Here is a 26878-nt window from a genome sequence, read left to right as displayed (position 1 = left end):
GGTCAAGGGGTCAGGGGGTGGTGGGGAAATTCGGGCCGCGCCAGCGGCGGATGGCCTTCTGGAAGAACAGGTTGTTCGGCACTTGCAGCAGCGCGCCAGGGGTGCCGTCCTCGGCGACTTCCTCCAGGGTGGTGTAGAGCAGGTTGATTGCGATCACCCGGCCCTTCACGCCGGGCTTGTCGGCGGACTCGATGACTTCCACGCGATCGCCCAGGCGGAACGGGCCCATGGTGAAGATCATCAGCGCGCAGAACAGGTTGGAGAGCACGCTCCAGATGGCGAAGAAGGCCACCGCCGCAACGGCGGCGAAGCCGGTCAGCGCAGCCCAGAGCACATCGGCGGAAACGCCCAGGCGCTCCAGCACCAGCATTACCGCCGAGCCCATGATCAGCCAGCGCAGGCCGCCGCGCAGCGGCAGCAGCAGCTCCGGCGGCATCGGGTAGCGTTCACCCAGGCGACTGACGGCGCGCGTCACCACGCGCTGCACCAGCCACGCCAGCAGCAGGACGAGGATGATCTGCCCGCCGCGCAGCAGCGGTTCGCTCCACGCCACCAGCAGGTTCACATCGTCCATCACTCGCTGGCCTCGAGCTGGCGCTGCAGCTCTTCGAGGGTTTCCAGGGCCATCAGCCAGGACTCTTCCAGCTCGCTCTCGCGACCCTTCAGGGTCGCCTGGCGGGCCAGCAGATCGCGCAGTTCATCCTTGCGCGAAGACTCGTAGAGCGCGCTGTCGCCCAGGCGCTGCTCCAGCTCGGCGAGTTGCTCGTGGACCTTGCCCAGCTCCTTCTCCAGCTTGTCCGCCTCGCGCTTGTGCGGGGCGAGCTGCTGGCGCAGGGCCGCGGCGGCCTGGCGCTGGGCGCGCTTGTCAGTCTTGTCGCCAGCGGGAGCGGCGGGCGACGACGGCGCCTGCCGCGCGCGGAAATCCACCAGCCAGCGGGCGTAGTCTTCGAGATCGCCATCGAACTCCTGGATGCGCCCGTCGGCCACCAGCAGGAACTCGTCGGTGGTGCTCTTGAGCAGGTGACGATCGTGCGACACCACCACCACGGCGCCGGAGAATTCCTGCAGCGCCAGGGTCAGCGCCAGGCGCATTTCCAGGTCGAGGTGGTTGGTCGGTTCGTCGAGCAGCAGCAGGTTGGGCTTCTGCCAGGCGATCAGTGCCAGGGCCAGGCGCGCCTTCTCGCCACCGGAGAAATTCAGCACCGGCTCGTCACAACGCTCGCCACGGAAGTCGAAACCGCCGAGGAAGTCACGCAGGGTCTGCTCGCGCTCGGCCGGCGCGATACGCGCCAGGTGCAGCAGCGGGCTGGCCTTGGGGTCCAGCGAGTCGAGCTGGTGCTGGGCGAAGTAGCCGATGGCGAGGTTCTCGCCACGGGCAAGCTCACCGGACAGCAGCGACAGGTCGCCGGACAGGGTCTTGATCAGGGTCGACTTGCCCGCGCCGTTGGGGCCGAGAAGGCCGATGCGCGCGCCGGGCACCAGTTGCAGCTTGACCTTTTCCAGCACGGTCTTGTCGCCGTAACCCAGGCGGGCTTCGGAGAGATTCAACAGCGGGCTGGAAATCTTGTCGGACTCGCGGAAGGCAAAGTCGAACGGCGAATCGACGTGGGCCGGCGCCAGTTCCTCCAGGCGCTCCAGCGCCTTGATCCGGCTCTGCGCCTGGCGGGCCTTGGTGGCCTGGGCGCGGAAGCGGGCGATGTACTTTTCCATGTGGGCGCGTTGCGCCTGCTGCTTCTCGTACGCCTGTTGCTGCTGGGCGAGGCGTTCGGCGCGGGTACGCTCGAAGGCCGTGTAGCCGCCACGGTACAGGGTCAGCTTGCGCTGTTCGAGGTGGGCAATGTTGTCCACCACGGCGTCGAGGAAGTCGCGGTCGTGGGAGATCAGCAGGAGCGTGCCCGGATAGCCCTTGAGCCACTCTTCCAGCCAGAGGATGGCGTCGAGGTCGAGGTGGTTGGTGGGCTCGTCGAGCAGCAGCAGTTCGGACGGGCACATCAGCGCCTGCGCCAGGTTCAGGCGCATCCGCCAGCCACCGGAGAAGTCGCCGACTCGGCGGTCCATCTGCTCGGAGGTAAAGCCCAGGCCGGCCAGCAGCTTGCGCGCGCGGGCGTCGGCGGTGTATCCGTCGGCGCTGTCCAGCTCGCTGTGCAGGCGCGCCAGGGCAGTGCCATCGTGGGCGTCTTCCGCCGCGGCGAGGTCCGCCTGGATCTTGCGCAGGTGCACGTCGCCGTCCAGCACGTAGTCGACGGCGAGGCGGTCGAGGGTATCGACCTCCTGGCGCATGTGCGCGATACGCCAGTCAGCGGGCAGGTAGCAGTCGCCGGCGTCCTGGCCGAGCTGGCCGCGCAGCAGGGCGAACAGGCTCGACTTGCCGGCGCCGTTGGCGCCGATCAGGCCGACTTTCTGTCCGGCGTGCAGGGTGAGTTCGGCACCTTCCAGCAAGCGCTGGGGGCCACGCTGTAGCGTAAGATTTTGTAGTCGAATCATGGCGGCGGAGTTTATCAGCTTCGCCTGGCAATCGCTGTGGGTGCTCTATGTCTGATGATGTCTGGTCGTATGCACTGAAACTCTACGCCCGCCCTGGGGTTGAGGCGGCTTGCCTGGCCCTGCAGGACGGCGGCACGGACGTCTGTCTGCTGCTCGCTGCGGCGTGGCTGGGCAGCACTGGAGTGGCCTTCGAAGCGTCGCGAATGAACGAGCTGGAAAGCACGGCGCAGGGATGGCGCGAAGAGGTGGTTGTGCCGTTGCGCTTGCTGCGTCAGCGCTGGCGGGAATCGGCGAAGCAGGATGCTCAGCTGGAGCCATTGCGCGAGCGAATCAAGCAGCTCGAACTGGAAGCGGAACAGGTGCTGCTGGGGAGACTGGAGATGGTGGCGCAGGGTTGGCCACGGGGTGAAGCGGAGGATCTGGCGCGCTGGCTGGAAGCCGCGGCGGGCAAAGCGGGCGGCTTGCGCCGCGATGCGCGGGAAACCCTGCGCACCGCGGCGAGCCTCTCCTGAGCCTTAGGAAGCGCTGGAGGAGTTGCTGCTGGCCGGAGCAGCCGGTGCCGCAGTGGCGCTGGCAACCGGGGTAGCGGCCGGAGTGCTCGGCTGGGCAGCCGGTGCGCTCGGGGCAGCCGGAGCGGCCGGTTTGGCTGCAGGCTTGGCGGCCGGTTTTGCGGCCGGCTTGGCTGCGGCTTTCACGGCCGGTTTGGCAGCCGGTTTAGCGGCGGGTTTGGCAGCCGGCTTGGCAGCGGCAGCGGGCTTCGCGGCAGGCTTGGCAGCCGGTTTGGCGGCAGCGGCAGGCTTGGCGGCAGCAGGCTTGGCAACCGGCTTCGCGGCGGGTTTGGCAGCGGCTTTCGCAGCAGGCTTCGCAGCCGGTTTAGCGGCGGGCTTGGCGGCCGGTTTGGCGGCAGCGGCAGCAGGCTTGGCAGCGGGTTTGGCTGCCGGCTTGGCGGCGGCTTTCGCAGCAGGCTTCGCAGCCGGTTTAGCGGCGGGCTTGGCAGCGGCGGGCTTGGCGGCAGCAGTCTTGGCGGCCGGCTTGGCTGCAGGTTTTGCTGCGGGCTTGGCGGCCGGTTTGGCGGCAGCCTTGGCAGCCGGTTTGGCGGCGGGTTTGGCGGCCGGCTTGGCAGCAGCTTTCGCGGCAGCAGGCTTGGCAGCGGCAACCTTGGCGGCCGGCTTCGCAGCAGGCTTGGCGGCAGCTTTCACGGCGGGCTTGGCAGCCGGTTTGGCAGCGGGTTTAGCGGCCGGCCTGGCGGCAGCCTTGGCAACCGGTTTGGCAGCGGCGGCAGCCGGCTTGCGGGTAGCGAGGGATTTGCCAGCGGCTTCCTTCACCTTGGTCACGCCCTGGGCGAGCTTGAGGCTCTCCTGCACATCGCGCTTGAGGTTGGCGATGTAGGCACGGGTTTCAGTCTGGCGGGTCTTCAGAACATCCAGCACGCCATCGAGCTCAGCGATGCTCGACTTGGCCTTGGCCTGCGCCTTCGCCTTGCCGGCCTTGGTCGCGTCCTGCAGCTTGGTGCGTGCGTTGTGCAGCTTCTCCTGAGCCTTGCCGCGTTGTTTCTCGAGCTTGGCGAGCAGCTTTTCGGAATCGACGAGCGCCTGCTTGCAGGCACCTTCGAGGTGTTCGATCAGACTGTTGGACAACTGGTGCAGCAGGTGCAGAGGGGTAGTGACGGGTTTCTTGTTGGCCGACATGACGTGCCTCCTGGCGGACGTGGTTGCGCCCATACTAGCCCCGCTGATGGCCTCTCGCCAATGTCCCTATGGTGCTGCAGGCCGCAGCAGGCATTGGCTTCAGGCGTTTTCAGCAGTGCGCGAAGGCGCGTTTTTTCACTCCCTCAATGACGCTGGCCCACGCACTTGGTTCCGTTGGCGCAATCGGCCAGGCAGCGCAAACGCCCGTGGCGCGGGCGCTTGAGGGTGAAAAATAAATTTTCAGAGCTGGCCGCAAACGCCCGTCGCAGAGCCTTTCGCGCAATACGCAGCAGTACCGAGGAAGGCGGAGTGGCAGTCGTTCGAGGCGCGTCGGCACGACGCGAGAATCACCGTCGCAGCACTGTGGAAATGCTCTTGCGAGCACCCGCTCGCAGTCACCGTTGCGGCCCATTTTCAGCAGCGATTGATCCCGCGAAAAAGACGGCGAGAGCACCGCTGCAAGCTGCCGAACGGCGCGAGTTTTTCAGCGTTGCGCGCTCAGAGGGCGAGGCTCGAAACAGCGCGGACAGAGTCCACTCCTGCGTGACCTGAAGCTCCGCCCCCGATCGGCATGAACGCCACGAACCCGCCACAAACGAAAACGGCGCGAGTGCTTCAAGCGCTCGCGCCGTTGTCGGAGGTCCCTTCGCTCAGGCCGTAACGGCTTTCTGCTCGTGGGAGTTATGCAGCACTTCGATCAGGCAGTCTTCCAGTTCGAAGCGTTCGTGCAGTTGCTGGCGCAGGTTTTTCAGTTCGCTGGTCAGGCAGGTGCCTTCACGGCAATCGCCATTGTCGCAGCGGTCGTTGAAGTTGAGCGCGTTGGCGGTGATGGTTTCCAGGCGCGGGTAGATCTGCTTGGCCAGTTCCAGGCCGCGCGTATCGCCGAAGGCCTGCGCCTCGTTCATCAGCTGTTCGTAGACTTCGAAGTGTCCCGCCGACACGTAGTCGAGCAGGAGCTGGCAGAAGCTCTGGAGGTTTTCGGCGTTGGTTTTCGGCGCCTGGACACCGTCCAGGGAATCGAATGCCCGGACCAACTCATGTCGATCCCGCAACCAGCGGTCGATCAGCTGGTGTACGCCTCCCCAACGTTCCTGGGCATTACGGCAGCTCTCGAGCATGTTGTCCTCACTTCCCTTTCGCCGTCCCGGCTAGGTCCGCCCCGGGACAATATTCTGTCGATTCTCGACGTCCGCGATGTATGAAGCTTGTTCGGCGGCGGCTTTCCGACGGAGTGGAAAACCAGAGTATGCCCGCCCGTTATCGCCTTCAAGACACCGGCAACGGGAAAATTCATACGAGCGTTTAATCGACAGACCGCGACGCCTCTGGCCTGCGCCGAAGAGGCGCAGGCCATGGCAAATTGAGATGCGACGCTCAGCCGCGGCGGCGGAAGAACTGCACGATGGCAAACAGGGCGAAGCCGATGAAGGCCAGCAGGCTCCACTCCGCAATGCTCATGCCGAGCAGCGTCCAGGTGACTTCGGCGCAGTCGGCCGAACCGTGGAACATGGTGTAGAGGATCTGCGTGTAGGGCATGCTCTCGAGCATGAAATCCAGCGGCGGCAGGCAGGACGGCAGCTGGTCCGGCGGCAGGGTCTGCAGCCAGAGCTGACGGCCCGCGGTGCCGGCACCGCCCAGGGCACTGAGCAGGATCAGCAGCGAGTACACACGCGGGGCACGGCCGTGCAGCGCGGCGATCAGCGAGAACAGGCCGCAGCCGGCGAAGAAGATGCGCTGCAGGATGCACAGCGGGCAAGGCTCCAGCCCGACCACGTACTGCAGGTAGAAGCCGGTGCCGAGCAGGGCGACGCAGGCGAGGAAGGCAAGGAAGAACAGGGAACGAGGGCTGGCCAGGTTCATGGCGGCTCCGCTGAAAAGCGCTGTTGCACGAAAGGTCGCTACGGTAGTGGAAACACGGCGATCAGTTCAAGGCGAGTGTCTAGACTGGCCGTGGCACTCATCCGGGAATTCCTGCCATGCGTCGTCATTTCCTACTTTGCTCGCTGCTTTCCCTGGCAGCAGCGCCGGCCATTGCCGCCACTGATCTTAGCCAGATCCGACTCCCTGACGGCTTTCACATCAGCCTGCTGACCGATCAGGTACCGGGCGCCCGCGCCATGGCCTGGGGCGACAAGGGCACGCTGTTCGTGGGTAGCCGCTCCGCCGACAATGTCTACGCGGTGAAGCCCGACGGCCAGGTGAAGGCGCTCGCCGATGGCCTGCAGATGCCGGTGGGCGTGGCCTTCCACAAAGGCGATCTGTACGTGTCGTCGATCAGCCGCATCGTCGTGCTGCGCGACATCGAGGCGCACCTCGATGCGCCGCCAAAGGCTGAAGAGCTGCCGGCGCAGTTTCCGAAGGAGACCGCCCACGGCTGGAAATTCATCGCTTTCGGCCCGGACGACAAGCTCTATGTGCCGGTCGGCGCGCCTTGCAACATCTGCCGCCCGGACCGCGAACAGTACGCCAACCTGCAACGCATGAACGTCGATGGCAGCGCACGCGAGGTGGTCGCCTACGGCATCCGCAACACGGTCGGTTTCACCTGGCATCCGCAGACCAGGCAAATGTGGTTCACCGACAACGGACGCGACCTGCTCGGCGACGACAAGCCCGATGACGAGCTGAACAAGATCAGCAAGGTGGGCGAGGACTTCGGCTACCCCGACTGTCACCAGGGCGACATTGCCGATCCCGAGGAAGGCAGGAAACCCTGCTCCGCATTCTCGCCTCCCGTGGCCAAGCTCGGCCCGCACGTAGCCGCCCTTGGGCTGCGTTTCTATACCGGCGAGCAATTCCCCGCCGAGTACCGCAACAACCTGTTCATCGCGGAGCACGGCTCGTGGAACCGCACGCAGAAGATCGGCTACCGCGTGGCACGCATCGAGCTCAACGAGGACGGCACACTCAAACGCCAGAGCGTGTTCGCCGAAGGCTGGCTGGACAAGGATGGCGGGGTCAGCGGAAGACCCGCGGATGTGCTGGTGGCGCCGGACGGCTCGCTGCTGGTCAGCGATGACCAGAACGGCGCGATCTACCGCATCCGCTACGGCAAACCCTGACAACGAAAACGGCGCCCCAGGGCGCCGTTTTCACTTCCAGCAACGCGATCAGGCGCGCACGGCCACCGGCAACGAAACCGGCGGCGCCAACAGGCCAAGGCCTTCCTGGAACAGCTGGTTGCTGCGCTCGACTTCACCCAACTGCGCCAGCAGGCGCGCCAGTTCGGCGCAGGTTTCCGCGCTGCGCTGGCGGGCCAGGCTGGCTTCCAGGTACTCGCGCGCCTTGCCCCACAGCTTGTTCTGCAGGCTCAGGCGGCCGAGGGTCAGCAGCAGCTCCGGGTCGTCGCCATGCTGCTTCAGCCAGCCTTCGGCGGTCTTCAACTGGTGCGCACCATCGCGGCCACGGGCGCGGCCATAGAGGTGTACCAGGCGACTGTCGTAGCCTTCCTTGAGCGCCTTGCGCAGCACGTCCTCGGCCTCTTCCGGCGCGCCCAGGCGCAGCAGCTGTTCGGCGTAGGCGGCCACCAGCGGCGGCTGCGCGCGAAGGTTGGAGGGCACGTTCTGCCAGCGCTGGGTCAGCGGCTGCAGGCTGCTTTCGCCCTGGCCGAGGCCCTGCTCGCCCGCCTCGCCCAGCGCGGCCATCCAGGTGCGGCGCTCCAGGTCCGCCAGCTCGGCGTTCTGCAGCACACGCTCCTTGCGCAGCTCGGGCAGCAGCACGCACAGCGCCTGCCAGTCGTGGAGGCTGACGTAGAGCTGCTGGAGCAGGCGCAGCACGGTCGGATGACGCGGGTGATCCTGATGCAGCTTGTCCAGCACCACGCGGGCGCGGGTGAAGTCGCCGCGGTTGATCAGCAGCTGGGCACGGGTCAGCCCCACCGCCAGCTCGGTGCCGGGCTCGCGCTCCTGGGCGCGGTCCAGCAGGTCGTCGCACTCTTCGGTCTTGCCCAGCTCATTGGCCGCGCGGGCGGCGCCCAGGTAATGCGGCAGCGGGCGATCGCTCAGCTCGGCGGCGCGACGCAGGTGACGCAGCGCCTGCGCCCAGTGGCCTTCGGCAAGATCACGCTGGCCGTGTTCCTCGGCCAGTTGCGAGCGACGGCGACGGTTGAAGCGCGACCAGGGATTCACCACGCGCCCGGACACGCCCAGCAGGCGCAACACCAGGCGCACGACGAGGTAGATCACCCAGAGCACCACCAGCAGCGCGAGGAAGGTCCACAGGCTGGATTCGTAACGGAAGCTCTTGTAGGCGATCAGCACGTAGCCGGACTGCTCGGCGATGGCCAGCCCGACCAGGGTGGCCGCCAGGACCACGGCGAGGATCAGGACATAGACGCGGCTCATGGCTGGGTCCCCGCGTCCGGCGCCACCGCCTCCTGCTGCTGCACCGCATTCTCGCGGCGCGACAGGTAGGCCTGCAGCGAACTCAGGGCCGGACCGAGGTCCGGCGTCTGCACGGTGACGGCCTGACCGCTGAGCTCATCCAGTCGCGCAACCAGCGCGCGGCTGTCGGCGAGGTCGGCGTTGAAGAAGTCGCCGACTATCTGTTTGGCCTGCTTCAGCGCCTGCTCGTAGACGTCCTGCTTGCCGTTCAGGGCGGCCCACTGCGCCTGTTCCAGGGCAAGGCTCAGAGCGAGGCGGACGCGGTCGAGCTGCTGCCCGGAGAGCAGCGGGCGGATATCCTGCCCGGCATTGAAATCGATACGCACGTATTGCGAGACGCGGTCCCACCACTCGCTCCAGCGGTCGTTGCCGTCGCTCCAGGCGGTGTTCGGCCCAGTGCCGGTCTCGGACGGCTTGAAAGCGGGGTTCAGCGGTTGCAGTTGCGCAGCCTGGTCGCGCAGCGCGCCCAACTGCAGGAACAGCCCGGTGCGGTCTGGACGCGGTAGCGCGCGCAGCGCTTCGAGGCTCTTGGCCAGTTGCGCCCGCGCGGCGAAGGCGCCCGGATCGTTGTTCACACGAAGGATGTCGTCGGCGCCCTGGACCAGTTCGGTGGCGCTGTCGATGTCCTGCAGCGCGGAGAGACGCAGCGCTGCCAGACGCAACAGATGCTCGGACTCAGCCAGGCGCCACTGCTGGCGACTCTGCCCCAGGACCTGCTTGACCTGCTTGGCCAGCTGCTGCTGGTCGCCCTGCAGCTCCACCACGAGGCGGCGGCGGGCTTCGAGCTCGTCGGCGTTGGGCAGGGTATCCAGGCGCTTGTTCAGCTCCGCGTTGGCGTTCTGTAGGCCCTGCGCCTGGGCGCGGGCATCTTCCAGTTGCGCGGCACGCTGCTGCTCGGCGCCCTTGAGCTGCTGGACCTGCCAGACACCCCAGCCACCGGCGGCGAGGCCGGCGGCGCCGACCAGCAGGGCCAGCAGGGCGATGCCCGTGCCGCCCTTGCGCGGGGCCGGCGCAGGGGCCGGACTGGACGATGTTGGTGAAGTCTCTTGGGGAGTGACGGCTTCGCTCACAGATCCATCCTTCGCTCGGAAATTGTTCTAGTCGGCGCTTCTCAACGCTTCCATTAATGCCGCCGGGCTTGCGCCCCGGCAATCGATTACTTGCAGCGCCCCCATCTCCCGCGCCTGCTCAGCCACCCGCGGGCTGGGCACGAACAACGGCATGGCACTGACTTGCGGCCAATCCGCCGCCGCCAGCTGGCGCAGGTGCTCGAGGCCCTGCCCACTACTGACCGCGATGGCGTTCAAACGCTCCCCCTGGATTCGCCGCAGCAGTTCGCCCGGAGGGTAAGCCGGCATTTCGCGCCGGTAGAGTTCCAGATAGTCGACCACCACGCCTTGGCCGCGCAGGCGCTCGGCGAGGAATTCTCGGCCACTCTCGCCGCGCATGATCAGCACCTTCGGATCATGCACCTGCAGGGCCTGCTCGAACTCCGGCAGGGCCAGCAGGGCTTCGCTGTCGTCGCCGTCCTGCGGGCAGACCACATCCAGACCGTAGTCTTCGAGGATAGCCGCCGTGGCGGCGCCGACGGTGAACCAGCGCTGGGTCAGCGGCGGCTGCGGCCAGTAGCGGTCGAGCCGCTCCAGGCCCAGGCGCGCCGCGGGCTTGCTGACCACGATAACCGCGCAGTAGCGGTCCAGGTCAAGGATCAGGCTGCGCTCGACGGGTGTCTCTTCGCGTGGCGTGATCGCCAGCAAGGGCAGGCAGTCGCCGTGGATGCCGTGTTCGGCGAGGGTAGCGGCGAGCGCCGCGCAATCCTCTTCGGGACGGGTCAGCAGCAGCCGCCAGCGGCTCACGGGTGACCGGCCTCGCCGTAGACTGCGTCGAGGATTTCCTGGGCGCCCTGGCCCAGCAGGTCTTCCGCGACCTTCACGCCGAGGGTTTCGGCGTCGGCGAAGGGCGCGCGAGCTTCGGCACGCAACAGTTCGGTGCCGTCGGGCTGACCAACCAGGCCGCGCAGCCACAGCTGGTCGCCTTCGAGGATCGCGTAGCAGGCGATGGGCACCTGGCAGCCGCCATTGAGGCGCTTGTTCAGCGCGCGCTCGGCGGTGACGCGCAGGGCAGTCTCGCGGTGATGCAGCGGTTGCAGCAGGGCGTGGATTTCCGCGTCGGCGGTACGGCACTCGATACCCACTGCGCCCTGGCCACCCGCCGGCAGGCTGGCCTCGACGCTGATCGAGGAACGGATGCGGTCTTCGAAACCGAGGCGGATCAGGCCGGCGGCAGCGAGGATGATCGCGTCGTACTCACCGGCGTCGAGCTTGGCCAGGCGGGTGTTGACGTTGCCGCGCAGGAAGCGGATCTGCAGGTCCGGGCGGCTGGCCAGCAGCTGGGCCTGGCGGCGCAGGCTGGAGGTGCCGACCACGCTGCCGGCGGGCAGGTCATCGAGGCTTGCGTAGGTATTGGAGACGAAGGCGTCGCGCGGGTCTTCACGTTCGCAGATGCAGTACAGGCCCAGGCCTTCGGGGAAGTCCATCGGCACGTCCTTCATGGAGTGCACGGCGATGTCCGCTTCGTTGTCCAGCAGGGCGGTTTCCAGCTCCTTGACGAACAGGCCCTTGCCGCCGATTTTCGCCAGCGGCGCGTCCAGCAGCTTGTCGCCGCGACTGGTCATCGGCAGGAGGGTCACGGTCAGGCCGGGGTGGGCCTGTTCCAGGCGGGCCTTGACGTATTCGGCCTGCCAGAGTGCCAGGGCGCTCTGGCGCGTGGCGATACGGATTTCGCGAGACATGGGCATTTCCAGGCAAAGGAAGCGTGCAAGAAAGTGCCCGCATGATAACAGCTCACGCAAACGAAAAGCCCGGGGGCCGCCCCCCAGGCTTCAGGCGCTGCGGCACTGTGTCGCTACAGGTTATGCATGAGTCGCCGGACACCAGCGACATGGCGGCGGCTGACGGTCAGCGCGTCGCCGTTGAGTCCTTTCAGGTACAGCTGGAAGTGCCCAAGCGGGGTGCGCTGCAGGCGCTCGATACGCTCGCGGGAGACCAGCGCGTTGCGGTGGATGCGCACGAAGCGGTCACCGAACTCGTCCTCCAGCGCCTTCAGCGGTTCGTCCAGCAGCACTTCGCCGCCCGCGTGGCGCAGGGTCACGTACTTGTGGTCGGCGATGAAGAAGATCACGTCTTCCAGTGGAATCAGCTCGATCCCCTTACGGGTCCGCGCGCTGATGTGGCTGCGCGGGCCGGGGCCACCGGCCGCCGGGGGCTTGGTCAGCGCCGCGAGCTGCACGCGGTTGGGCCGCGAGGCTTTCTTCAGGGCGTCGGCCAGGTCCTCGCTGCGGACCGGTTTGACCAGGTAGCCGACCGCACTGACCTGGAACGCCTCCAGGGCGAATTCATCATGGGCGGTACAGAAGATCACCGCCGGCGGGGCTTCGCGCTCGCACAGCTTGGCGGCCACCTGAAGCCCGTCCAGGCCGGGCATGCGGATATCCAGCAGGACGATATCCGGCTTCAGGCTGTCGATCAGCGTCAGCGCTTCTTCGCCGTTGCTGGCGGATGGCTCGAGGACGCGATAGCCGTCCAGTTGCCCCACCAGCCGGGCCAGGCGCTCTCGCGCCAGGGGTTCGTCATCGACGATCAGGACATTCATAAGCTCAGGCTTCCTGCATGAGACGCGCACATGGATAGCGTAGACAGGTGAAGTGCCGTCCGTCACGGCGCTCGACGGTGAGACTAGCTTTTGGCCCGAAAAGTGCCGCAAGTCGCGCTGCAATATTCTGCAGGGCCTGCTTGGTCCCCTTCGTGGGCAGCGTCTCGGTCGATTCGTCGTACGGGTTGCTCACGCAGAGCTGGAACACACCGTCACGGTAGTCCGCCTCAACTTTCACCAGACCGCCTTCGATGCGCGGCTGGATGCCATAAATCAATGAGTTCTCGAGCAACGGCTGCAGTGTCAGCTGGGGAATCGGCACGCCGTCGGGCACGCCGCTCACCTGCCAGTCCATCTGCAACCGGTCGCCAAGACGGAACTGCTCAATGGAAAGATAGCGTCTGGCCAGCTCAAGTTCCTCTCCCCAGGAAATTAATGTTCCAGGTTTGGCCAGGCTGGCGCGAAAAAGGTCCGAAAGATTCAGCACCGCCAGCTCGGCCTTGCCCGGATCGATCTCGATCAGGCTGGCGATGCTGTTGAGGCTGTTGAACAGAAAGTGCGGACGGATTCTCGCCTGCAGCGATTCGATCCGCGCCCGCAACTCAGCCTGCTGCTGCCGTCGCCATTGGCTCTGGAGATAGAAATAGCGTAGCAACAGCGTGGACATGATGAGCGCAATCAATGCATGACGCAGATAGAGATTGACCTCGCCGGTGCGGCTCATGGGGCCGCCAAGGGAGAAATAATCCGCCACCCAGGTGCAGCCCAGCGTCAGCAGGACCACCAGCGCACAACTGAGCAGGCCGGAGAACCACGCCGGCCAGCGCGCCATGAACGGCCTTAGCTGGCACAACAGGCCGGCCGAGAGCAACACGATCCACTGCACGAACAGCGAGGACAGGGCCAGGCGCACCCAGTTGAAGCTGGGGGTCATCGGCTCGGCGAGCACCAGCACGAGCACCAGCAGCTCGGCGAGCAGCACCAGGCTGAACAGCGCTTCGGGCTGGCAGAGTTCGGGAATGAAGTAGTCTTCGTTGGGCGCCGGCTTGTCGCCGGTCTTCGTCAGTCTGGGCATCGACGCAGTTTCCGTAAGCGCCTGCACGGCGGCAAGCGCCGCGTGCGACCAAAAGCCAGGAATTGTCGGGCAGCGCAAAGATCGGCACGGGGCCCGCGACGATTCACCGCCACTCCCCCGCCGCAACCCGCCAAAGCGCCGCCGGTTTTGTCCTTCAGCCTGCTATTATCGTCGCACTTTGCCCTTCATGCAGGCCGCGCGCCGCGCCTGCCCGTTTCAGCGAGAGAGATCCATGAGCGTAGAGAAGACCAACCAGTCCTGGGGCGGCCGTTTCAGCGAGCCCGTCGATGCCTTTGTCGCCCGCTTCACCGCTTCCGTCGACTTCGACAAGCGCCTCTATCGCCACGACATCATGGGCTCCATGGCCCACGCCACCATGCTGGCCAAGGTCGGCGTGCTGAGCGACGCCGAGCGCGACACCATCATCGACGGCCTCAAGCAGATCCAGAGCGAGATCGAAGCCGGCACCTTCGACTGGCGCGTCGACCTGGAAGACGTGCACATGAACATCGAGGCGCGTCTGACCGACCGCATCGGCGTCACCGGCAAGAAACTGCACACCGGCCGTTCGCGCAACGACCAGGTCGCCACCGACATCCGCCTGTGGCTGCGTGACGAGATCGACCTGATCCTCGCCGAGATCACCCGCCTGCAGCAGGGCCTGCTGGGCCTGGCGGAAGCCGAGGCCGACACCATCATGCCCGGCTTCACCCACCTGCAGACCGCGCAGCCAGTGACCTTCGGCCACCACCTGCTGGCCTGGTTCGAAATGCTCAGCCGCGACTATGAGCGCCTGGTGGACTGCCGCAAGCGCGCCAACCGCATGCCCCTGGGCAGCGCTGCGCTGGCAGGCACCACCTACCCGATCGACCGGACCATCACCTGCGAACTGCTGGGATTCGAAGCGATCTCCGGCAACTCGCTGGACGGCGTGTCCGACCGTGACTTCGCCATCGAATTCTGTGCCGCCGCCTCGATCGCGATGATGCACCTGTCGCGCTACTCCGAAGAGCTGGTGCTCTGGACCAGCGCCCAGTTCCAGTTCATCGACCTGCCCGACCGCTTCTGCACCGGCTCCTCGATCATGCCGCAGAAGAAGAACCCGGACGTCCCGGAGCTGGTGCGTGGCAAGTCCGGCCGCGTGTTCGGCCACCTCGCCGGCCTGCTGACCCTGATGAAGGGCCAGCCGCTGGCCTACAACAAGGACAACCAGGAAGACAAGGAACCGCTGTTCGACGCCGCCGACACCCTGCGCGACAGCCTGCGCGCCTTCGCCGACATGGTTCCGGCGATCAAGCCCAAGCGCGAGATCATGCGCGAAGCGGCCCGCCGCGGCTTCTCCACCGCCACTGACCTCGCCGACTACCTGGTGCGCCGTGGCCTGCCGTTCCGTGATTGCCACGAGATCGTCGGCCACGCCGTGAAGTACGGCGTAGACAGCGGCAAGGACCTGGCCGAGATGAGCCTGGACGAGCTGCGTCAGTTCAGCGACCAGATCGACGACGACGTGTTCGCCGTGCTGACCCTGGAAGGCTCGGTGAACGCCCGCGACCACATCGGCGGCACCGCGCCGAACCAGGTCCGCGCTGCCGTCGCTCGCGGCCGGGAACTGCTGGCCACGCGCTGAGCACAGCGCGTTCATGCACTACTGGAACCAGGAAAACTTCGAAGGACTGGAGCGGCTCGCCGATGAACTGGCGAGCCTGCCCGGCCTGCAGGCGCTCGCGGATTACGCCCGCGCCCGCAGTCGAGGCGTGCGTCGGCAGGCGTTTGCCGCCCTCGAAGGGTTCCTGCGCAACGCCCCTGCCCCCGACACTCTGCCAGCCCGCGAACTGAGCCTGCAGATACTCACGCTGCACAGCCAGACCCGCGAAGCCCACCAGTTCCTCGCCCAGCCGCTGCTCGCGCGCTTCCTGGTCCCGACACTGCAAGCCTGGATCGCCAGCGCACCGACGGCGCACGCGCCGCTGCGCTGGCTGGGGCTGCTGCAGAACGATGGCGATCTCCTGCGCCGGGCGCTGGCGGTGGGCCCGGACGATGTCGCTGTCCGCTACCGATTGATCGATTTCGCCCTGGGCGCCGCAGACTACGCGATGCACCATCTGGAGGAGGGCTTCTTCATCGGTGAGCCGGCCAGTGCGCGCGAAGCGCTGGAGCGGGTGGCGCAACTCATCGCCGAGGCGCCGGACACCAGCCCGTTCGCCCGACCCGCCAAGGAAGCCGTGCAGCTTTCGGCCATGCTGGATGACTGGCAGGCCTACTCGGCACAACCCGAAGGCAGCTTCGCCGGCTGGTGCTCCGAACGGCAACGCCCCTACGCCTGGGCGAAGAAGTACTACTACACCTCGTCCTGAGCGCTCAGGTCCGCCCCAGATAGCCCAGCTGCGCCGGCGTCAGTTGCAGCATGCGCGCGGCCTTGTGGTCCTTGAGCCTGGGCAGCTCCTCTTCCGGCAGACGCGCCGCACTGGCGGCAAGATTGACGATCAACGCCTCGCGACTGAACACGCCATTGTCGATGGCGTAGGCGGCGGCGATCAGGTTGCGCAGCTCCAGGGGCAGGCGCCAGCGGGTGCGCAAGGCAGAGCCGAAGCTCGCGCCGTGCTCCTTCAGGGCCTTGTCCACGTCCGCCTCGCCCAGTTCACCACCCGCGCTGTGCCAGTCCTGCAGGCTGCGCAGCAGTGCCAGATCGCCCAGGCAGTGCAGTAACCCGGCGGTAAAGCAGCGATCGGCATCGGCGCCAAGGGACTCGGCCAATGCGAAGGCGGCGTCGGCGGTATGCCGGGAAAGCTCCCAGAAGCGCTCGGCTCGCTCCTTGAGCAGCGGGTCATCGAGCGTCGCGGCGCGCTGCAGCGCCACGGCCAGCATCAGGTTCAGCGCCTGCGCCACGCCCAGGCGCGACAGCGCCTGCATCAGCGTCTGGCAGGGCATGCCGACGTGCCGTGCGGCACTGTTGGCGGCGGAGATCAGGCAGGCGGTGATCTGTGGATCGTGGCCGAACTCCTGTTCGAGCATCTCCAGATTGATGTCGCTGGCCTCCATGCAGCGATTCACCGCTGCACCGACCTCGCCCATCAGCGGCGCACCTTCAGTGGCGTCGCGCTCGGTCTGCAGGAAGCGCTCCAGCGACAGGCTCTGCTCCAGGGTCGGCAGCTCGCAGACGACGTTTTCCCCCGGCGCCAGCAGCAGCGAACGCAGGCGTTCGCGCAGGTTCTCGGCATTGAAGGGCTTGACCAGATAGGCCGTAGGCGCCAGCGGCAAGGCAGCGCGCACGCTGGCGGCATCGGCCTTGGAGCTGATCAGGATGAAGGGCTGGGCAACCGGCCCGCGGCGGCGCATGCGCACGTGGCGCAGCAGTTCCAGGCCGTCGCTGCCGGGCAGCTCGCGCTCGGCCAGGATCAGGGCGAAGGGATGCCGGCGACAGGCCTCGATGGCCGTATCACCGTCCTCGCAGAACTCGACGGTCGCGTCGCAGCGCACGCTCAGCACCAGCTGGCCGAGCAGCTCGCGGCTCCAGGGGTCGCTGGCAGCGACCAGCACGCCGGGAGAAACGCTCATGGATCGCACCTCGCTCGGGACAGATGCCGTCGCGGGCGGAGACAACCGATCCTGAGCCTTCCCTGCCGCGTGCCCGGTCCTTCGGATGCCGCCGGCCAACGGCCTTCGGATACTGCGCAGCGTAGTCCAAAGCCCACGAGCTTTCCCATGCGCGCCATCAACTTCGGCGGACAATTCACACAAACAAACCCAGAAAGAGCGCCCATAAAAAAGGCCCGCTTGCGCGGGCCTTCTTTTGAACCGTTAGAGCGGCAAGGCTCAGGCCAGTTCGTCGAAGCACTCGGCCAGGATGGCCAGGCCTTTTTCCAGCTGCGCGTCAGGGATAGTGACGGGCATCAGGAAGCGGATCACGTTGTAGTAGGTACCGCAGGAGAGCAGGATCAGACCTTTCTCACGGGCACGAACCACGATCTTGCTGACCAGTTCAGCGGCCGGCTTGTTGTGATCACCGCCTTCGAACAGCTCGATGGCGATCATCGAACCCAGGCCGCGAACGTCGCCGATGACCTTGTGCTTGGCCTGGATGTCGCGCAGACCAGCCTTCAGGCTCTCGCCAACGGCTTGCGAACGCTCCAGCAGCTTCTCTTCGTCGAACACTTTCAGCACGGCCAGGGCCGCGGCGCAAGCGATCGGGCTACCGGCGTAGGTGCCGCCCAGGCCGCCGGGAGCGATGGCGTCCATGATTTCGGCTTTGCCGGAAACACCGGAGATCGGGAAACCACCGCCAACGGACTTGGCGAAGGTGGTCAGGTCCGGAACGATGCCCAGTTGCTCGGTGGCGAAGAAGGTGCCGGTACGGCCAGCGCCAGTCTGTACTTCGTCAGCGATCAGCAGGATGCCGTGCTCGTCGCACAGGGCGCGCAGGCGCTGCATGAAGGCCTTGGAGTTGACGTAGAAGCCACCTTCGCCCTGAACCGGCTCGATGATGATTGCAGCGATGTCACGCGGCTGGGCGTCGTTCTTGAAGATGCGCTCGATGCTGGCGATCGACTCGTCTTCGCTTACGCCGTGCAGTTCGCACGGAGCCAGGGCGCGGAAGATGCCGCCCGGCATCAGGCCCATGCCAGCGGAGTACGGAACGACCTTGCCGGTCAGGCCCAGGGTCATCATGGTACGGCCGTGGTAGGCGCCGGTGAAGGCGATCACGCCAGCGCGGCCGGTGGCGGCACGGGCGATCTTGACGGCGTTTTCAACGGCTTCGGAGCCGGAGGTGACCAGCAGGGTCTTCTTCGGGAAGTTGCCCGGAACGCGCTTGGCGATCTCTTCGGCCAGCTCGATGTAGGGCTCGTACGCCAGCACCTGGAAGCAGGTGTGGGTCAGCTTGGTCAGTTGCTCCTGAACGGCGGCAACCACTTTCGGGTGCAGGTGACCGGTGTTCAGAACGGCAATGCCGCCGGCGAAGTCGATGTACTCACGACCTTCGACGTCCCACACGGTGGAGTTCTCGGCGCGCTCGGCGACGACCGGGTGGATCTGGCCTACACCGCGCGGTACGGCGGCCTGACGACGTTGCAGCAGGGATTCGTTGGTTTTGCTCATAGCTTCCTCAGTGGCCGCTCATCGGGCGACCGGATCAAAGGATGAAAGCGGGGAGAAGCCACACACGACAGCATACGATGATCGACTGTCGTGGCACTTGCGGCCCGCCGGACGGGTTGTCCGGTGCTACCACCGGAAAACGCCGACGCGAAGGTGGCTGTCAGCTCTTGCCTGCCACCCCGCGCCCACGGAAAAAACGGATCAGATACCGCCGAGGCAGAGGTATTTGACTTCGAGGTAGTCCTCGATGCCGTACTTCGAACCTTCGCGGCCCAGGCCGGAGGCCTTGATGCCACCGAACGGCGCCACTTCGTTGGAGATCAGGCCGGTGTTGATACCCACCATGCCGTATTCCAGCTGCTCGGCGACGCGGAACACGCGGGCCAGGTCGCGGGCGTAGAAGTAGGAAGCCAGGCCGAACTCGGTGTCGTTGGACATGGCGATGACTTCAGCCTCGTCCTTGAAGCGGAACACCGGCGCCAGCGGGCCGAAGGTCTCGTCCTTGGACACCAGGGCGGACTTGGGTACGTCGACCAGGATGGTCGGCTCGAAGAAGGTGCCACCCAGGGCGTGCGGCTTGCCGCCGGTGAGGACCTTGGCGCCCTTGGAAACGGCGTCGGCGATGTGCTCTTCGACCTTGGCGACAGCCTTGGAATCGATCAGCGGGCCGGTGGTGATGCCCTGCTCCAGGCCGTTGCCGATGTTCAGCTTGGCCACGGCGACCTTCAGCTTCTCGACGAAGGCATCGTACACGCCGTCCTGTACGTACAGGCGGTTGGCGCAGACGCAGGTCTGGCCGTTGTTGCGGTACTTGGAGATCAGCGCGCCTTCGACGGCGGCGTCCAGGTCGGCATCGTCGAACACGATGAACGGAGCGTTGCCGCCCAGTTCCAGGGACACTTTCTTGATGTCCTTGGCGCATTCGGCCATCAGCTGGCGACCGATCTCGGTGGAGCCGGTGAAGGTCAGCTTGCGCACGATCGGGTTGCTGGTCAGCTCACCGCCGACTTCGCCGGCGCTGCCGGTAACGACGCTGAACACGCCCTTCGGAATGCCGGCGCGCTCGGCCAGCTCGGCCAGGGCCAGGGCGGAGTACGGGGTCTGCGAAGCAGGCTTGAGCACCATGGTGCAGCCAGCGGCCAGAGCCGGGCCGGCTTTACGGGTGATCATCGCCGACGGGAAGTTCCACGGGGTGATGGCCGCGGTGACGCCGATCGGCTGCTTGATCACGATGATGCGCTTGTCGGGCTGGTGGCCCGGAATGGTGTCGCCGTAGATGCGCTTGGCTTCTTCGCCGAACCACTCGAGGAAGGAGGCGGCGTAGGCGATCTCGCCCTTGGCTTCGGCCAGCGGCTTGCCCTGCTCGATGGTCATCAGGCGGGCCAGGTCGTCCTGGTTGGCGATCATCAGGTCGAACCACTTGCGCAGCTTGTTGGCGCGCTCTTTCGCGGTCAGCGCACGCCAGGCCGGCAGGGCCTTGTCGGCAGCTTCGATGGCACGACGGGTTTCGTCGGCGCCCATCTTCGGCACGGTGCCGATGATCTCATTGGTAGCCGGGTTGTTCACGTTGATGGTCTTGCCGTTGTCGGCGTCGACCCAGGAACCGTCAATGTAAGCCTGTTGGCGGAACAGCTTGGCATCATTGAGTTGCATGACCTGTCTCCTTTCGAGGAAAGCCTGTGGACGGCGGGTCTACCTCGAGTCCCCGCCTGCCTTGTTGTCTGGATGGGAGAGACCGCAGTCTCTGCCGTTCATTCACCCCGGCCGATCAGTATCGACGCTGGAGGCGAATGGCGCCTCAGCTTGGAGGCGACGCCAGGCGAACGGCTCTTAGTTCGCTCGGCATGCGGACACGGAAAAACGCAGGCCGGGGTCATTGCCCGGTCTGGTTGAACTCGTTCACGCACAGATTCCCGGGCTCGGCCCAGGAGTACGACTGCCCTACAACCTTCCGGTACGCTGATCGACGGAAGCCGCACGGAGACCTGTCACAAGGGACATGCGGTGGGTGCAACGGAAGACTGTCATCCCGCAGGCTGATGGCCGGCTGGTGTGATGCCAATGCTCCGGTCTCCTGTTGTTGTGATGGGGAGGCGTTTGAAATCTCAAACGAATCCTAGGGCCCCCGACTGCAAAGGGCAATAGCTCGTTCGACAAAACCAACGAAGGTATCCGCTTGCCGAGGGTTTTCGGAGGTTTTCTACCGACAAGCGGCTGTTTTCGTTCGATATCATGAACGAGCGTACCCGCATTGGACGCCTGCACGGGAGATGCGTATGATTGCCGCCTGCCGCGCCAGCCGCGGCATACGCACCAGTAGCTCAGCTGGATAGAGTACTGCCCTCCGAAGGCAGGGGTCGTGGGTTCGAATCCCGCCTGGTGCGCCATATCCCTTTGTTTCGAACTGCTTCAGACAGTCTGCGAAACCGCCTGAAAAGCCCGCCCTGAGCGGGCTTTCCTGTTTCTGGTGGCCGGCGCCGCGCAGGCCAGGCTTTCAGGCCGGGAAGACCCTCGACGCCCGACGATTCCTCTTCGCCACCAGAGGCTGTATAAGCCTTGCGCCATCGCGCGCGAAAAGGACAAACCGCCCATGCTCCGGCTTCTGCTGCCCGCCCTGCTCCTGGCCCTTGCCGGGTGCGCCACCAAACCGCCGGCGAACCCCGAGAACCTCTGCGAGATCTTCCGCGAAAAGCCGAAATGGCACGAAGCGGCGCTGCAGGTGCAGAAGCGTTGGGGCGGGACCGTCCAGGTGCCCATGGCGATGATGTACCAGGAGTCTTCCTTCCGGCACGACGCCCTGCCTCCGCGTTACTACTTCCTCGGTTTCATCCCCTGGGGCCGGGTCAGTTCCGCCTATGGCTACGCCCAGGCCAAGGACGAGACGTGGGCGGACTACAAGAAGGAAGCCGGCGGCTGGGGCGCCGACCGCGACGATTTCGCCGACGCGCTGGATTTCATGGGCTGGTACATGAACAAGACCTACAGCGTGAATCGCGTCTCCAAGTGGGACGCCTACGGCCAGTACCTGAACTATCACGAGGGCTGGGGCGGTTATCGCCAGCGCAGCTACGACGCCAAGCCGTGGCTGAAGACGGTGTCGCAGAAGGTCCAGGCGCGCGCCTACCTGTACGGCGCCCAGTACAAGAGCTGCGAGCAGGAACTGTCGGGCGGAGGCTGGTTCTAGTCGCTCGCCCCTCGGTTACCCCAACGCGACGCAGACGTGAAAGGCCCGCTCAGGCGGGCTTTTTCATGTCCGCCACAAAAGTTGCGCGACGTCACACAAAGCGCGGCGCTCGTCTGTTCCGGCAGACCTTCGTAGCTTCCATAGCCTCTCTCGGATCAATGAGTTAGCCGGCAAGCCCGGCACCTTGAGATCATTCTCATGGCTATTTAGAACGCATTGCTTTCAATTTTCCTCGAGCGTAGGTTTTCAAGCCGTAGTACTGGAGAACTCACGAAGAGGTAGTCATGAACATTCTTCTGAAGAACGCCCAAGTATTCGACGGCAAGCACCCAAGCCTACGCAAAAGCGACATTCTCGTCGGCGGGTCAAAGATCCTTTCCCTCCATGAAGCCCACCAACCCGCCCCTCAGGACACCCTCACCATCGACCTGAAGGGCAAGTTCCTGATGCCCGGGCTGATCGACGCCCATGTCCATATCACCGCCAGCCAGGTGGACCTGAACCAGGAGACCGAATTACCTGGCTACATCTATGCACGCAGCTTCAGCTTCCTCGCCAGCATGCTCGATCGCGGCTTCACCTCCGTGCGCGACGCCGGGGGCGCTGACGCGGGCATCAAGCGCGCCATCGAAGACCAGGTGATTCGCGGGCCGCGACTGTTCATGAGTTGTCGGGCCCTGAGCCAGACCGGCGGGCACGGCGACTTCCGCCATCCGTCCAGCCCGATGATCACCTGCGCCTGCAGCCTGCGTACTGGTTCCACCATCTCGGTCATCGCCGACGGCCTCAGTGCCGTGCGCAAGGCCGTGCGCGAGCAGTTCCGCATGGGCGCCTCGCAGATCAAGGTCATGGCTGGCGGCGGCATCGCCTCACCGAATGATCGGATCGAGAACCTGCAGTATTCCGAAGCCGAACTATCGGTGATCGTCGACGAGGCCGAGCGCTACAACAGCTACGTCATGGCCCATGCCTACTCACCGGCCGCCATCATCCGCTGCGTGCGCTGCGGGGTCCGCTCCATCGAACACGGCAATCTGCTCAATGCCGAGGCTGCCCAGGTCATGCACGAGCACGACGCGTTTCTGGTGCCGACGCTGTCGATCTACAACGCCTTCATCCTGAACGCTGGCAATCCGGCGGCGGGCATCCCCGACTCGGTGCTGATCAAGCTGAAAGACGTGCAGAGCCAGGCGCTGGAGTCCGTGCGCGTGGCTCGTCGCTACGGCGTGAAGATCGGCCTGGGCACCGACCTGCTGGGCGAGTTCCACAACTGCCAGACCGATGAATTCAAACTCCGGGCCCAGGTCGATACCCCCTTCGACGTCCTGCAATCGGCGACGCGGGTGAACGCCGAACTGCTCAACCTGCAGGACCAGCTCGGCGTGGTCGCACCGGGCGCCCTGGCGGACCTGATCGTACTGGACCGGGACCCGCTGCAGGATCTCTCCGTCTTCGATGCCGCGGGCACTCATGTGCGGATGGTCATCAAGAGCGGCGAAATCCTGAAGAACCAGTTGCACTGACCGGCAGCCCAATCCGCCTCGATAGCGAGCCCCCGCCATGTTTCGTAACTACCTGGTGAGCCTGAGTGGCATTGCCATCATCATCAACCCGTTGACGATGTTTTCCATCTTCACGTCCTACACGCAGGGCATGCCCACTGACGATATAAGCCGTACGGGAAAGAAAACCACGCTGGCAGTCGCCATTACACTGCTGATCTGCATCTGGTTCGGTATGGAGCTGTTTCGTCTGCTCGGGATCACCCTCGCCTCGCTGCAGGTTGCGGGCGGGCTATCGCTATTGATCTCCTGCCTGCAGGGGCTCAACGATCCATCAGACAGCGCACGGCGCCCGAGCAGCAATATCGCCGTCGTGCCGCTGTGCATTCCCGTCATCGCCGGGCCAGCCGCCATCTCGGTGGTCATCAGGCTCACCAGCGAGACCGCCAGCCCTATCTCGGTCAGCCTGGCTGCCTTGACCGTCACTGCGGTGCTGGGTAGCTTGTTCCACTTCAGCGTCCCGGTATCGAAGTGGCTGGGCGAACAAGCCATGAGCGCGATCAAGCAGATTTCCTACCTGGTTCTCGCCTGCATCGGCGCAACGCTCTTCATCACCGGCGTGCAAACCATGATCGGCAGATAGCGGCGCCAAGAGAGTCTGCATCAAGAGAACCTGCATGAAGGAAAGAGAACTCACTCAACTCACCGAGTTACTGAGAACCAACCATGCACTCTGGCAGAAGTATCTTGAGCCGATCATCAACAGCGTCGGCATCACCTTCGTTGATCGCCTCATTCTCGATAATCTTCGCGAAGATGGGTTCGCCACCAAGAACGACCTGGCGAACCAGCTGGGCATGCCCCACCAGAACCTGACGCGCTCACTGGCACGCCTGGAGCAGAGCGGCCTCATCGTCATCCAGAAGAGGACCGGCCCGGACCTGCGGCAGATCTACCTGTCACTGACGCGGCAGGGCAAGCTGATCAGCGACAAGATCAACGGCGACATCAACCTCGCCTGGCAGCAGGTTTGCCGCAACATTCCCGAGCAGGAACTGCTGAGTTTCATGTCGATTCTCTACCGGATGAACAGCAACCTGCTCGACCTCTGACGCCTGGGCGGCCCCGTCTGGCATAGACCCGCCCTCGAGCGGGTCTTTCGCTATCCGACCGGGCGCTTCAGTGCCCCATGATCCGCCGGTACTCGTCGCGGTATTCCTCGTACGGCAGGTTGCGCCGTTGCAGCTCCATCAGCTGCTGCTCCTGGCTCAGTGGGCGGGAGACGTGGGCGACGGTTTCCGCCGCGGTAGGCGAGACCGGCGGTGGCACCGCCTCGGGCGGCTGCGCTGGCGTGGTGGCAGGCAGTGGCGCCGGCAGGCTGCGGGACGGTCGCGCAACCAGCAGGGCGCTGGTGATCTCGTCGACTATCTGTTCGGACACCGCACTGACTTCGGAGGAGCCCATCGAGGTGAACAGGTCGCCGTCGGCTTCGCTTTCATAGCGGCGCGAAGCGAGCAGCTGGCCGGTCAGGCCGTCGTGGTAGCGCACGGTGGAGGTGATCCACTCCTCGTCGCCACTGCCGGGACGGTTGTTGGCGTTGTGGCCGGCGCCGACCTCGATCACCACCAGGGTGGACAGGGTGTCGGTGGCCCTCGGTTCGCCGTCCTGCTCGGTGAGCTGGTAATCGGCCGATCCCGCCTCGTCGCGCAGCGCTTCGCGCCAGCTGGCCTTCAGCGCGCCCCAGCGCGGGTTGGCCGCCACGGTGGCGTCGGGCTGGAAGTTCACCACCATCACGTGGCGGGTGTCACGGTAGAGGGAAATGGGCGCGGTGCGGTCATCCCGGCGGACGTCCGAGGAACATCCACAGAGCAGGGAAACGGCCAGGGCGAGCGTGACGTTGCGCATGGTGCTTTCTCTTTATTGTCTGGCCAGCATTCTGCCAGCCAATCATGACGCCCGGATATCGTCCGAAGGTCAGCCCGCTACCAATCCTCTTCATCGTCGAGGCCCGGCTGGTATTCCTCCACTTCCTCGTCATCCTCCTCATGATCGCCGGGCGGGTCCTCGAAGAACGCCGCATCCTCCTCCAGCAGGCCGTCGAGGTCGTCGTCGAGGTCCAGCAGGTGGTCGTGTTCGGGCTCGTGGAGGTCGAGGTCTTCGTCAGTCATGGCCGGTCTTTCGTGGGGGGAAACAGGGAAGGGAATCACAGTATAAGTCGCCCCGCGGGAGGATGACGCTCCCGTGACGGCGGACGGCGCTTTCCGGCCTTGCCGGATCGCGATTCGTCCACGATTCTCTATGGACCACGGGCATCGCGCCGTGCGACGACGAACAGGGGGTAGGAATGAAGACTGTGGCTCAGCTGTTGAACGCCAAGGCGGACCAGCAGGTTTACACCATCGCCCCGGATGCGCTGGTGATCGATGCACTGCGCCTGATGGCGGAGAAGAACCTCGGCGGCCTGCCGGTGGTGGAGGCCAACCAGCTGGTCGGATTCTTCAGTGAGCGCGACTACGCCCGACGCCTGGCGCTCAAGGGGCGCAACTCGGAAGACACGCCGATCAGCGCGGTGATGACCGCACCGGTAATCACCGTGGACACCCACCTGAACGTCGACAAGTGCATGGGCATCATGACCGAGCGCCACCTGCGCCACCTGCCGGTGGTGGAGAACGGCGAGCTGCTGGGGCTGCTGTCCATCGGCGACCTGGTGAAGGCCGCCATCGCCGAACAGGCCGAGCTGATCCAGCAACTGGAACAGTACATCCGCGGCGAGTGACCGCCCCGGCGGTCGCTCAGCGCGCGGCCGCCGTTTCCACCTTGCCGCTGTGCATGTCGACGAGGCTCAGGCAGCCGTCTGAGTAGCCGCTGCCCGTGTCGATGTAGTGGGTGTTGCCCAGTGGGCGTACGGCGTTCTGCGCGGTGTGGCCGACGTACAGGCGCTCCAGCCCGGCAATGACCGTGGCGTCTTCCTTCTCGATCCGCGTGCGTGCCCACATCGCGAGGCCGACGGCGTTGCGCCGGGCGGTTTCACCCAGCTCGCCGGCCAGCGCGGCGACGCCGCTGTCCCAGTCGGGGAAGGCCGGTGAGACCGGCGCCTCGGCATGCACGATGCCGACGCGACGACCTTCCCCCAGTTCGACTTCGATCACCAGCGGCAATTGCTGCAGGCGCCGGGCAATGCGCTCGCGGGTCACCGGCGTGAGCTTGTAGAGCCAGGTGCCGCCATTGCGGAAGTGCAGGTCGCGGTCATCGCCGGCCAGGACCACGTCGATCACCAGTTGCTCGTGATTGCCGCGCACCGAGGCGAACCAGGGCTTGGCCAGCCAGTCGAGCACCTGCGGCGAATAGGGCCCGCGATCCACCAGGTCGCCGGCGGCGAACAGGCGGTCGGCGGCCGGATCGAATCCGACCTGGTCGAGCAGGCGCTGCAGCAATTCGAAATGGCCGTGCATATCCCCCACCACGAAATCGCGGCCACGCAGATTGCGCGGGAAGCGTTGCAGGGGCTGCTCCGGCAAGAGCGTATTCATTACCAACTCCAGGGCTTTCAAGCGACCAGCTTACCAACTGCACATTGCGTTCCAGCGGCACTGCGACGAAAGCCGCGCCGCTCTGTCCGGCGACTGCTGCCTTGCTGCTGCCCAGGCAGCGGCAGCCCAGCATGGACTGCTTCTGCAGCAGCACAGCGTGCGCAGGCTTTCCTGAAAATCCTTTGGTATCAGCAACTTAAAATTGACCCGGAAAGCGGTACGGATGTTGCGATGTCCCCGGCAAGCCTTCCGGCCTTCATCACGCGTGAGCCAGCACAAGAGCAA

General features: G+C 65.5%; 26 protein-coding genes and 1 tRNA gene. 10 read left to right on the top strand and 17 right to left on the bottom strand.

Annotation, left to right across the window (positions count from 1 at the left end):
- Window positions 1–10: 10 nt before the first annotated feature.
- Both IB261_RS01535 and IB261_RS01530 read right to left on the bottom strand, forming a co-directional pair.
- The gene (locus IB261_RS01535) at window positions 11–574 is read right to left on the bottom strand and encodes a mechanosensitive ion channel family protein (protein ID WP_081518722.1); all 564 of its coding nucleotides are present in this window, start codon (window positions 572–574) and stop codon (window positions 11–13) included.
- Window positions 574–2484: an ATP-binding cassette domain-containing protein gene (locus IB261_RS01530; RefSeq protein WP_192383377.1), complete on the bottom strand. Its 1911-nt coding sequence runs from the start codon at window positions 2482–2484 to the stop codon at window positions 574–576. Before IB261_RS01530 ends, IB261_RS01535 begins: the two co-directional genes overlap by 1 nt.
- A 47-nt stretch (window positions 2485–2531) precedes the next feature.
- On the opposite strand from IB261_RS01530, the gene IB261_RS01525 reads away from it, so the two are divergent.
- On the top strand, window positions 2532–2996 hold the full coding sequence (locus IB261_RS01525; RefSeq protein ID WP_192383378.1) for a TIGR02444 family protein: 465 nt from the start codon (window positions 2532–2534) through the stop codon (window positions 2994–2996).
- A 3-nt stretch (window positions 2997–2999) separates the two neighbouring features.
- Here IB261_RS01525 and IB261_RS01520 read toward each other — a convergent pair whose 3' ends face one another.
- The 3 genes from IB261_RS01520 to IB261_RS01510 all read right to left on the bottom strand — a co-directional run bounded on the left by IB261_RS01520 (window position 3000) and on the right by IB261_RS01510 (window position 6032).
- Window positions 3000–4172: an AlgP family protein gene (locus IB261_RS01520; protein ID WP_192383379.1), complete on the bottom strand. Its 1173-nt coding sequence runs from the start codon at window positions 4170–4172 to the stop codon at window positions 3000–3002.
- 650 nt (window positions 4173–4822) lie between these two features.
- Window positions 4823–5290 (bottom strand): Rsd/AlgQ family anti-sigma factor, encoded by a 468-nt coding sequence (locus IB261_RS01515; RefSeq protein ID WP_081518726.1) that lies wholly within the window; start codon window positions 5288–5290, stop codon window positions 4823–4825.
- A 256-nt stretch (window positions 5291–5546) separates the two neighbouring features.
- The gene (locus IB261_RS01510; protein ID WP_151189002.1) at window positions 5547–6032 is read right to left on the bottom strand and encodes a disulfide bond formation protein B; all 486 of its coding nucleotides are present in this window, start codon (window positions 6030–6032) and stop codon (window positions 5547–5549) included.
- 116 nt (window positions 6033–6148) lie between these two features.
- Here IB261_RS01510 and IB261_RS01505 point away from each other — a divergent pair, with 116 nt between their 5' ends.
- On the top strand, window positions 6149–7234 hold the full coding sequence (locus IB261_RS01505) for a PQQ-dependent sugar dehydrogenase (protein ID WP_192383380.1): 1086 nt from the start codon (window positions 6149–6151) through the stop codon (window positions 7232–7234).
- Window positions 7235–7282: 48 nt separating this feature from the next.
- Here the strand turns inward: IB261_RS01505 and IB261_RS01500 are convergent, their stop codons facing one another.
- The 6 genes from IB261_RS01500 to IB261_RS01475 all read right to left on the bottom strand — a co-directional run bounded on the left by IB261_RS01500 (window position 7283) and on the right by IB261_RS01475 (window position 13280).
- The gene (locus IB261_RS01500; protein WP_192383381.1) at window positions 7283–8515 is read right to left on the bottom strand and encodes a heme biosynthesis HemY N-terminal domain-containing protein; all 1233 of its coding nucleotides are present in this window, start codon (window positions 8513–8515) and stop codon (window positions 7283–7285) included.
- Window positions 8512–9624: a uroporphyrinogen-III C-methyltransferase gene (locus tag IB261_RS01495; RefSeq protein WP_192383382.1), complete on the bottom strand. Its 1113-nt coding sequence runs from the start codon at window positions 9622–9624 to the stop codon at window positions 8512–8514. The genes IB261_RS01500 and IB261_RS01495 overlap by 4 nt, the downstream gene beginning before the upstream one ends.
- A 27-nt stretch (window positions 9625–9651) precedes the next feature.
- Entirely contained in the window at window positions 9652–10410 is a 759-nt protein-coding gene (locus IB261_RS01490; protein ID WP_192210428.1) for a uroporphyrinogen-III synthase, read from the bottom strand.
- Entirely contained in the window at window positions 10407–11345 is a 939-nt protein-coding gene (gene hemC, locus IB261_RS01485; RefSeq protein WP_192383383.1) for a hydroxymethylbilane synthase, read from the bottom strand. Before hemC ends, IB261_RS01490 begins: the two co-directional genes overlap by 4 nt.
- 113 nt (window positions 11346–11458) lie before the next feature.
- Entirely contained in the window at window positions 11459–12205 is a 747-nt protein-coding gene (gene algR / locus IB261_RS01480) for an alginate biosynthesis regulator AlgR (protein WP_017521347.1), read from the bottom strand.
- A gap of 4 nt (window positions 12206–12209) precedes the next feature.
- Entirely contained in the window at window positions 12210–13280 is a 1071-nt protein-coding gene (locus IB261_RS01475) for a sensor histidine kinase (RefSeq protein WP_081518733.1), read from the bottom strand.
- A 232-nt stretch (window positions 13281–13512) separates the two neighbouring features.
- Here IB261_RS01475 and argH point away from each other — a divergent pair, with 232 nt between their 5' ends.
- Both argH and IB261_RS01465 read left to right on the top strand, forming a co-directional pair.
- Complete coding sequence (gene argH / locus IB261_RS01470; RefSeq protein ID WP_081518734.1) at window positions 13513–14907, top strand: argininosuccinate lyase; 1395 nt, start codon at window positions 13513–13515, stop codon at window positions 14905–14907.
- Between the two features lie 13 nt (window positions 14908–14920).
- Window positions 14921–15634, top strand: a complete 714-nt coding sequence (locus IB261_RS01465) for a hypothetical protein (protein ID WP_192383384.1) — start codon at window positions 14921–14923, stop codon at window positions 15632–15634.
- 4 nt (window positions 15635–15638) lie between these two features.
- On the opposite strand, the gene IB261_RS01460 is transcribed toward IB261_RS01465, so the two are convergent.
- From IB261_RS01460 to gabD, 3 genes are all read right to left on the bottom strand, one after another.
- The gene (locus IB261_RS01460) at window positions 15639–16835 is read right to left on the bottom strand and encodes an HDOD domain-containing protein (protein ID WP_081518736.1); all 1197 of its coding nucleotides are present in this window, start codon (window positions 16833–16835) and stop codon (window positions 15639–15641) included.
- Window positions 16836–17093: 258 nt separating this feature from the next.
- Window positions 17094–18374, bottom strand: coding sequence for a 4-aminobutyrate--2-oxoglutarate transaminase (gene gabT, locus IB261_RS01455; RefSeq protein WP_045213232.1), 1281 nt, complete (start codon window positions 18372–18374; stop codon window positions 17094–17096).
- Window positions 18375–18575: 201 nt separating this feature from the next.
- On the bottom strand, window positions 18576–20027 hold the full coding sequence (gene gabD / locus IB261_RS01450; protein WP_081518737.1) for an NADP-dependent succinate-semialdehyde dehydrogenase: 1452 nt from the start codon (window positions 20025–20027) through the stop codon (window positions 18576–18578).
- 657 nt (window positions 20028–20684) lie between these two features.
- Between gabD and IB261_RS01445 the strand changes: the two genes are divergently transcribed.
- The 5 genes from IB261_RS01445 to IB261_RS01425 all read left to right on the top strand — a co-directional run bounded on the left by IB261_RS01445 (window position 20685) and on the right by IB261_RS01425 (window position 24172).
- Window positions 20685–20761: transfer RNA gene (locus tag IB261_RS01445), tRNA-Arg, on the top strand.
- 203 nt (window positions 20762–20964) lie between these two features.
- A complete protein-coding gene (locus IB261_RS01440) occupies window positions 20965–21558 on the top strand; it encodes a transglycosylase SLT domain-containing protein (protein WP_081518738.1) in 594 nt (197 codons plus the stop codon).
- A 284-nt stretch (window positions 21559–21842) separates the two neighbouring features.
- Window positions 21843–23081, top strand: a complete 1239-nt coding sequence (locus IB261_RS01435; RefSeq protein ID WP_192383385.1) for a metal-dependent hydrolase family protein — start codon at window positions 21843–21845, stop codon at window positions 23079–23081.
- A 37-nt stretch (window positions 23082–23118) separates the two neighbouring features.
- Window positions 23119–23703, top strand: a complete 585-nt coding sequence (locus IB261_RS01430) for a MarC family protein (protein ID WP_192383386.1) — start codon at window positions 23119–23121, stop codon at window positions 23701–23703.
- A gap of 34 nt (window positions 23704–23737) precedes the next feature.
- Window positions 23738–24172, top strand: coding sequence for a MarR family winged helix-turn-helix transcriptional regulator (locus tag IB261_RS01425; protein WP_192383387.1), 435 nt, complete (start codon window positions 23738–23740; stop codon window positions 24170–24172).
- 67 nt (window positions 24173–24239) lie between these two features.
- Here the strand turns inward: IB261_RS01425 and IB261_RS01420 are convergent, their stop codons facing one another.
- Together IB261_RS01420 and IB261_RS01415 are read right to left on the bottom strand one after the other, a co-directional pair.
- Window positions 24240–24965, bottom strand: coding sequence for a hypothetical protein (locus IB261_RS01420; RefSeq protein WP_081518742.1), 726 nt, complete (start codon window positions 24963–24965; stop codon window positions 24240–24242).
- Between the two features lie 77 nt (window positions 24966–25042).
- On the bottom strand, window positions 25043–25228 hold the full coding sequence (locus IB261_RS01415) for a hypothetical protein (protein ID WP_081518743.1): 186 nt from the start codon (window positions 25226–25228) through the stop codon (window positions 25043–25045).
- A 176-nt stretch (window positions 25229–25404) separates the two neighbouring features.
- On the opposite strand from IB261_RS01415, the gene IB261_RS01410 reads away from it, so the two are divergent.
- Window positions 25405–25839, top strand: coding sequence for a CBS domain-containing protein (locus IB261_RS01410; protein WP_081518744.1), 435 nt, complete (start codon window positions 25405–25407; stop codon window positions 25837–25839).
- A gap of 16 nt (window positions 25840–25855) precedes the next feature.
- Here IB261_RS01410 and IB261_RS01405 read toward each other — a convergent pair whose 3' ends face one another.
- Window positions 25856–26593 (bottom strand): metallophosphoesterase, encoded by a 738-nt coding sequence (locus IB261_RS01405; RefSeq protein WP_192383388.1) that lies wholly within the window; start codon window positions 26591–26593, stop codon window positions 25856–25858.
- Window positions 26594–26878 lie beyond the last annotated feature (285 nt).

The organism is Pseudomonas sp. PDM20 (genome assembly GCF_014852575.3).
Lineage (GTDB): Bacteria > Pseudomonadota > Gammaproteobacteria > Pseudomonadales > Pseudomonadaceae > Pseudomonas.
This window is presented reverse-complemented; position numbering and strand designations above follow the sequence as displayed.

What these genes read in the sequence shown, in the direction of transcription:
- gabT (WP_045213232.1), bottom strand. Translation starts at nt 18,374, where the DNA reads ATGAGCAAAACCAACGAATCCCTGCTGCAACGTCGTCAGGCCGCCGTA.
- IB261_RS01425 (WP_192383387.1), top strand. Translation starts at nt 23,738, where the DNA reads ATGAAGGAAAGAGAACTCACTCAACTCACCGAGTTACTGAGAACCAAC.
- hemC (WP_192383383.1), bottom strand. Translation starts at nt 11,345, where the DNA reads ATGTCTCGCGAAATCCGTATCGCCACGCGCCAGAGCGCCCTGGCACTC.
- argH (WP_081518734.1), top strand. Translation starts at nt 13,513, where the DNA reads ATGAGCGTAGAGAAGACCAACCAGTCCTGGGGCGGCCGTTTCAGCGAG.
- IB261_RS01510 (WP_151189002.1), bottom strand. Translation starts at nt 6,032, where the DNA reads ATGAACCTGGCCAGCCCTCGTTCCCTGTTCTTCCTTGCCTTCCTCGCC.
- IB261_RS01525 (WP_192383378.1), top strand. Translation starts at nt 2,532, where the DNA reads ATGTCTGATGATGTCTGGTCGTATGCACTGAAACTCTACGCCCGCCCT.
- IB261_RS01500 (WP_192383381.1), bottom strand. Translation starts at nt 8,515, where the DNA reads ATGAGCCGCGTCTATGTCCTGATCCTCGCCGTGGTCCTGGCGGCCACC.
- IB261_RS01440 (WP_081518738.1), top strand. Translation starts at nt 20,965, where the DNA reads ATGCTCCGGCTTCTGCTGCCCGCCCTGCTCCTGGCCCTTGCCGGGTGC.
- IB261_RS01410 (WP_081518744.1), top strand. Translation starts at nt 25,405, where the DNA reads ATGAAGACTGTGGCTCAGCTGTTGAACGCCAAGGCGGACCAGCAGGTT.
- IB261_RS01475 (WP_081518733.1), bottom strand. Translation starts at nt 13,280, where the DNA reads ATGCCCAGACTGACGAAGACCGGCGACAAGCCGGCGCCCAACGAAGAC.
- IB261_RS01435 (WP_192383385.1), top strand. Translation starts at nt 21,843, where the DNA reads ATGAACATTCTTCTGAAGAACGCCCAAGTATTCGACGGCAAGCACCCA.
- IB261_RS01505 (WP_192383380.1), top strand. Translation starts at nt 6,149, where the DNA reads ATGCGTCGTCATTTCCTACTTTGCTCGCTGCTTTCCCTGGCAGCAGCG.
- algR (WP_017521347.1), bottom strand. Translation starts at nt 12,205, where the DNA reads ATGAATGTCCTGATCGTCGATGACGAACCCCTGGCGCGAGAGCGCCTG.
- IB261_RS01520 (WP_192383379.1), bottom strand. Translation starts at nt 4,172, where the DNA reads ATGTCGGCCAACAAGAAACCCGTCACTACCCCTCTGCACCTGCTGCAC.
- IB261_RS01430 (WP_192383386.1), top strand. Translation starts at nt 23,119, where the DNA reads ATGTTTCGTAACTACCTGGTGAGCCTGAGTGGCATTGCCATCATCATC.
- IB261_RS01465 (WP_192383384.1), top strand. Translation starts at nt 14,921, where the DNA reads ATGCACTACTGGAACCAGGAAAACTTCGAAGGACTGGAGCGGCTCGCC.
- IB261_RS01405 (WP_192383388.1), bottom strand. Translation starts at nt 26,593, where the DNA reads ATGAATACGCTCTTGCCGGAGCAGCCCCTGCAACGCTTCCCGCGCAAT.
- IB261_RS01460 (WP_081518736.1), bottom strand. Translation starts at nt 16,835, where the DNA reads ATGAGCGTTTCTCCCGGCGTGCTGGTCGCTGCCAGCGACCCCTGGAGC.
- IB261_RS01530 (WP_192383377.1), bottom strand. Translation starts at nt 2,484, where the DNA reads ATGATTCGACTACAAAATCTTACGCTACAGCGTGGCCCCCAGCGCTTG.
- gabD (WP_081518737.1), bottom strand. Translation starts at nt 20,027, where the DNA reads ATGCAACTCAATGATGCCAAGCTGTTCCGCCAACAGGCTTACATTGAC.
- IB261_RS01415 (WP_081518743.1), bottom strand. Translation starts at nt 25,228, where the DNA reads ATGACTGACGAAGACCTCGACCTCCACGAGCCCGAACACGACCACCTG.
- IB261_RS01535 (WP_081518722.1), bottom strand. Translation starts at nt 574, where the DNA reads ATGGACGATGTGAACCTGCTGGTGGCGTGGAGCGAACCGCTGCTGCGC.
- IB261_RS01515 (WP_081518726.1), bottom strand. Translation starts at nt 5,290, where the DNA reads ATGCTCGAGAGCTGCCGTAATGCCCAGGAACGTTGGGGAGGCGTACAC.
- IB261_RS01420 (WP_081518742.1), bottom strand. Translation starts at nt 24,965, where the DNA reads ATGCGCAACGTCACGCTCGCCCTGGCCGTTTCCCTGCTCTGTGGATGT.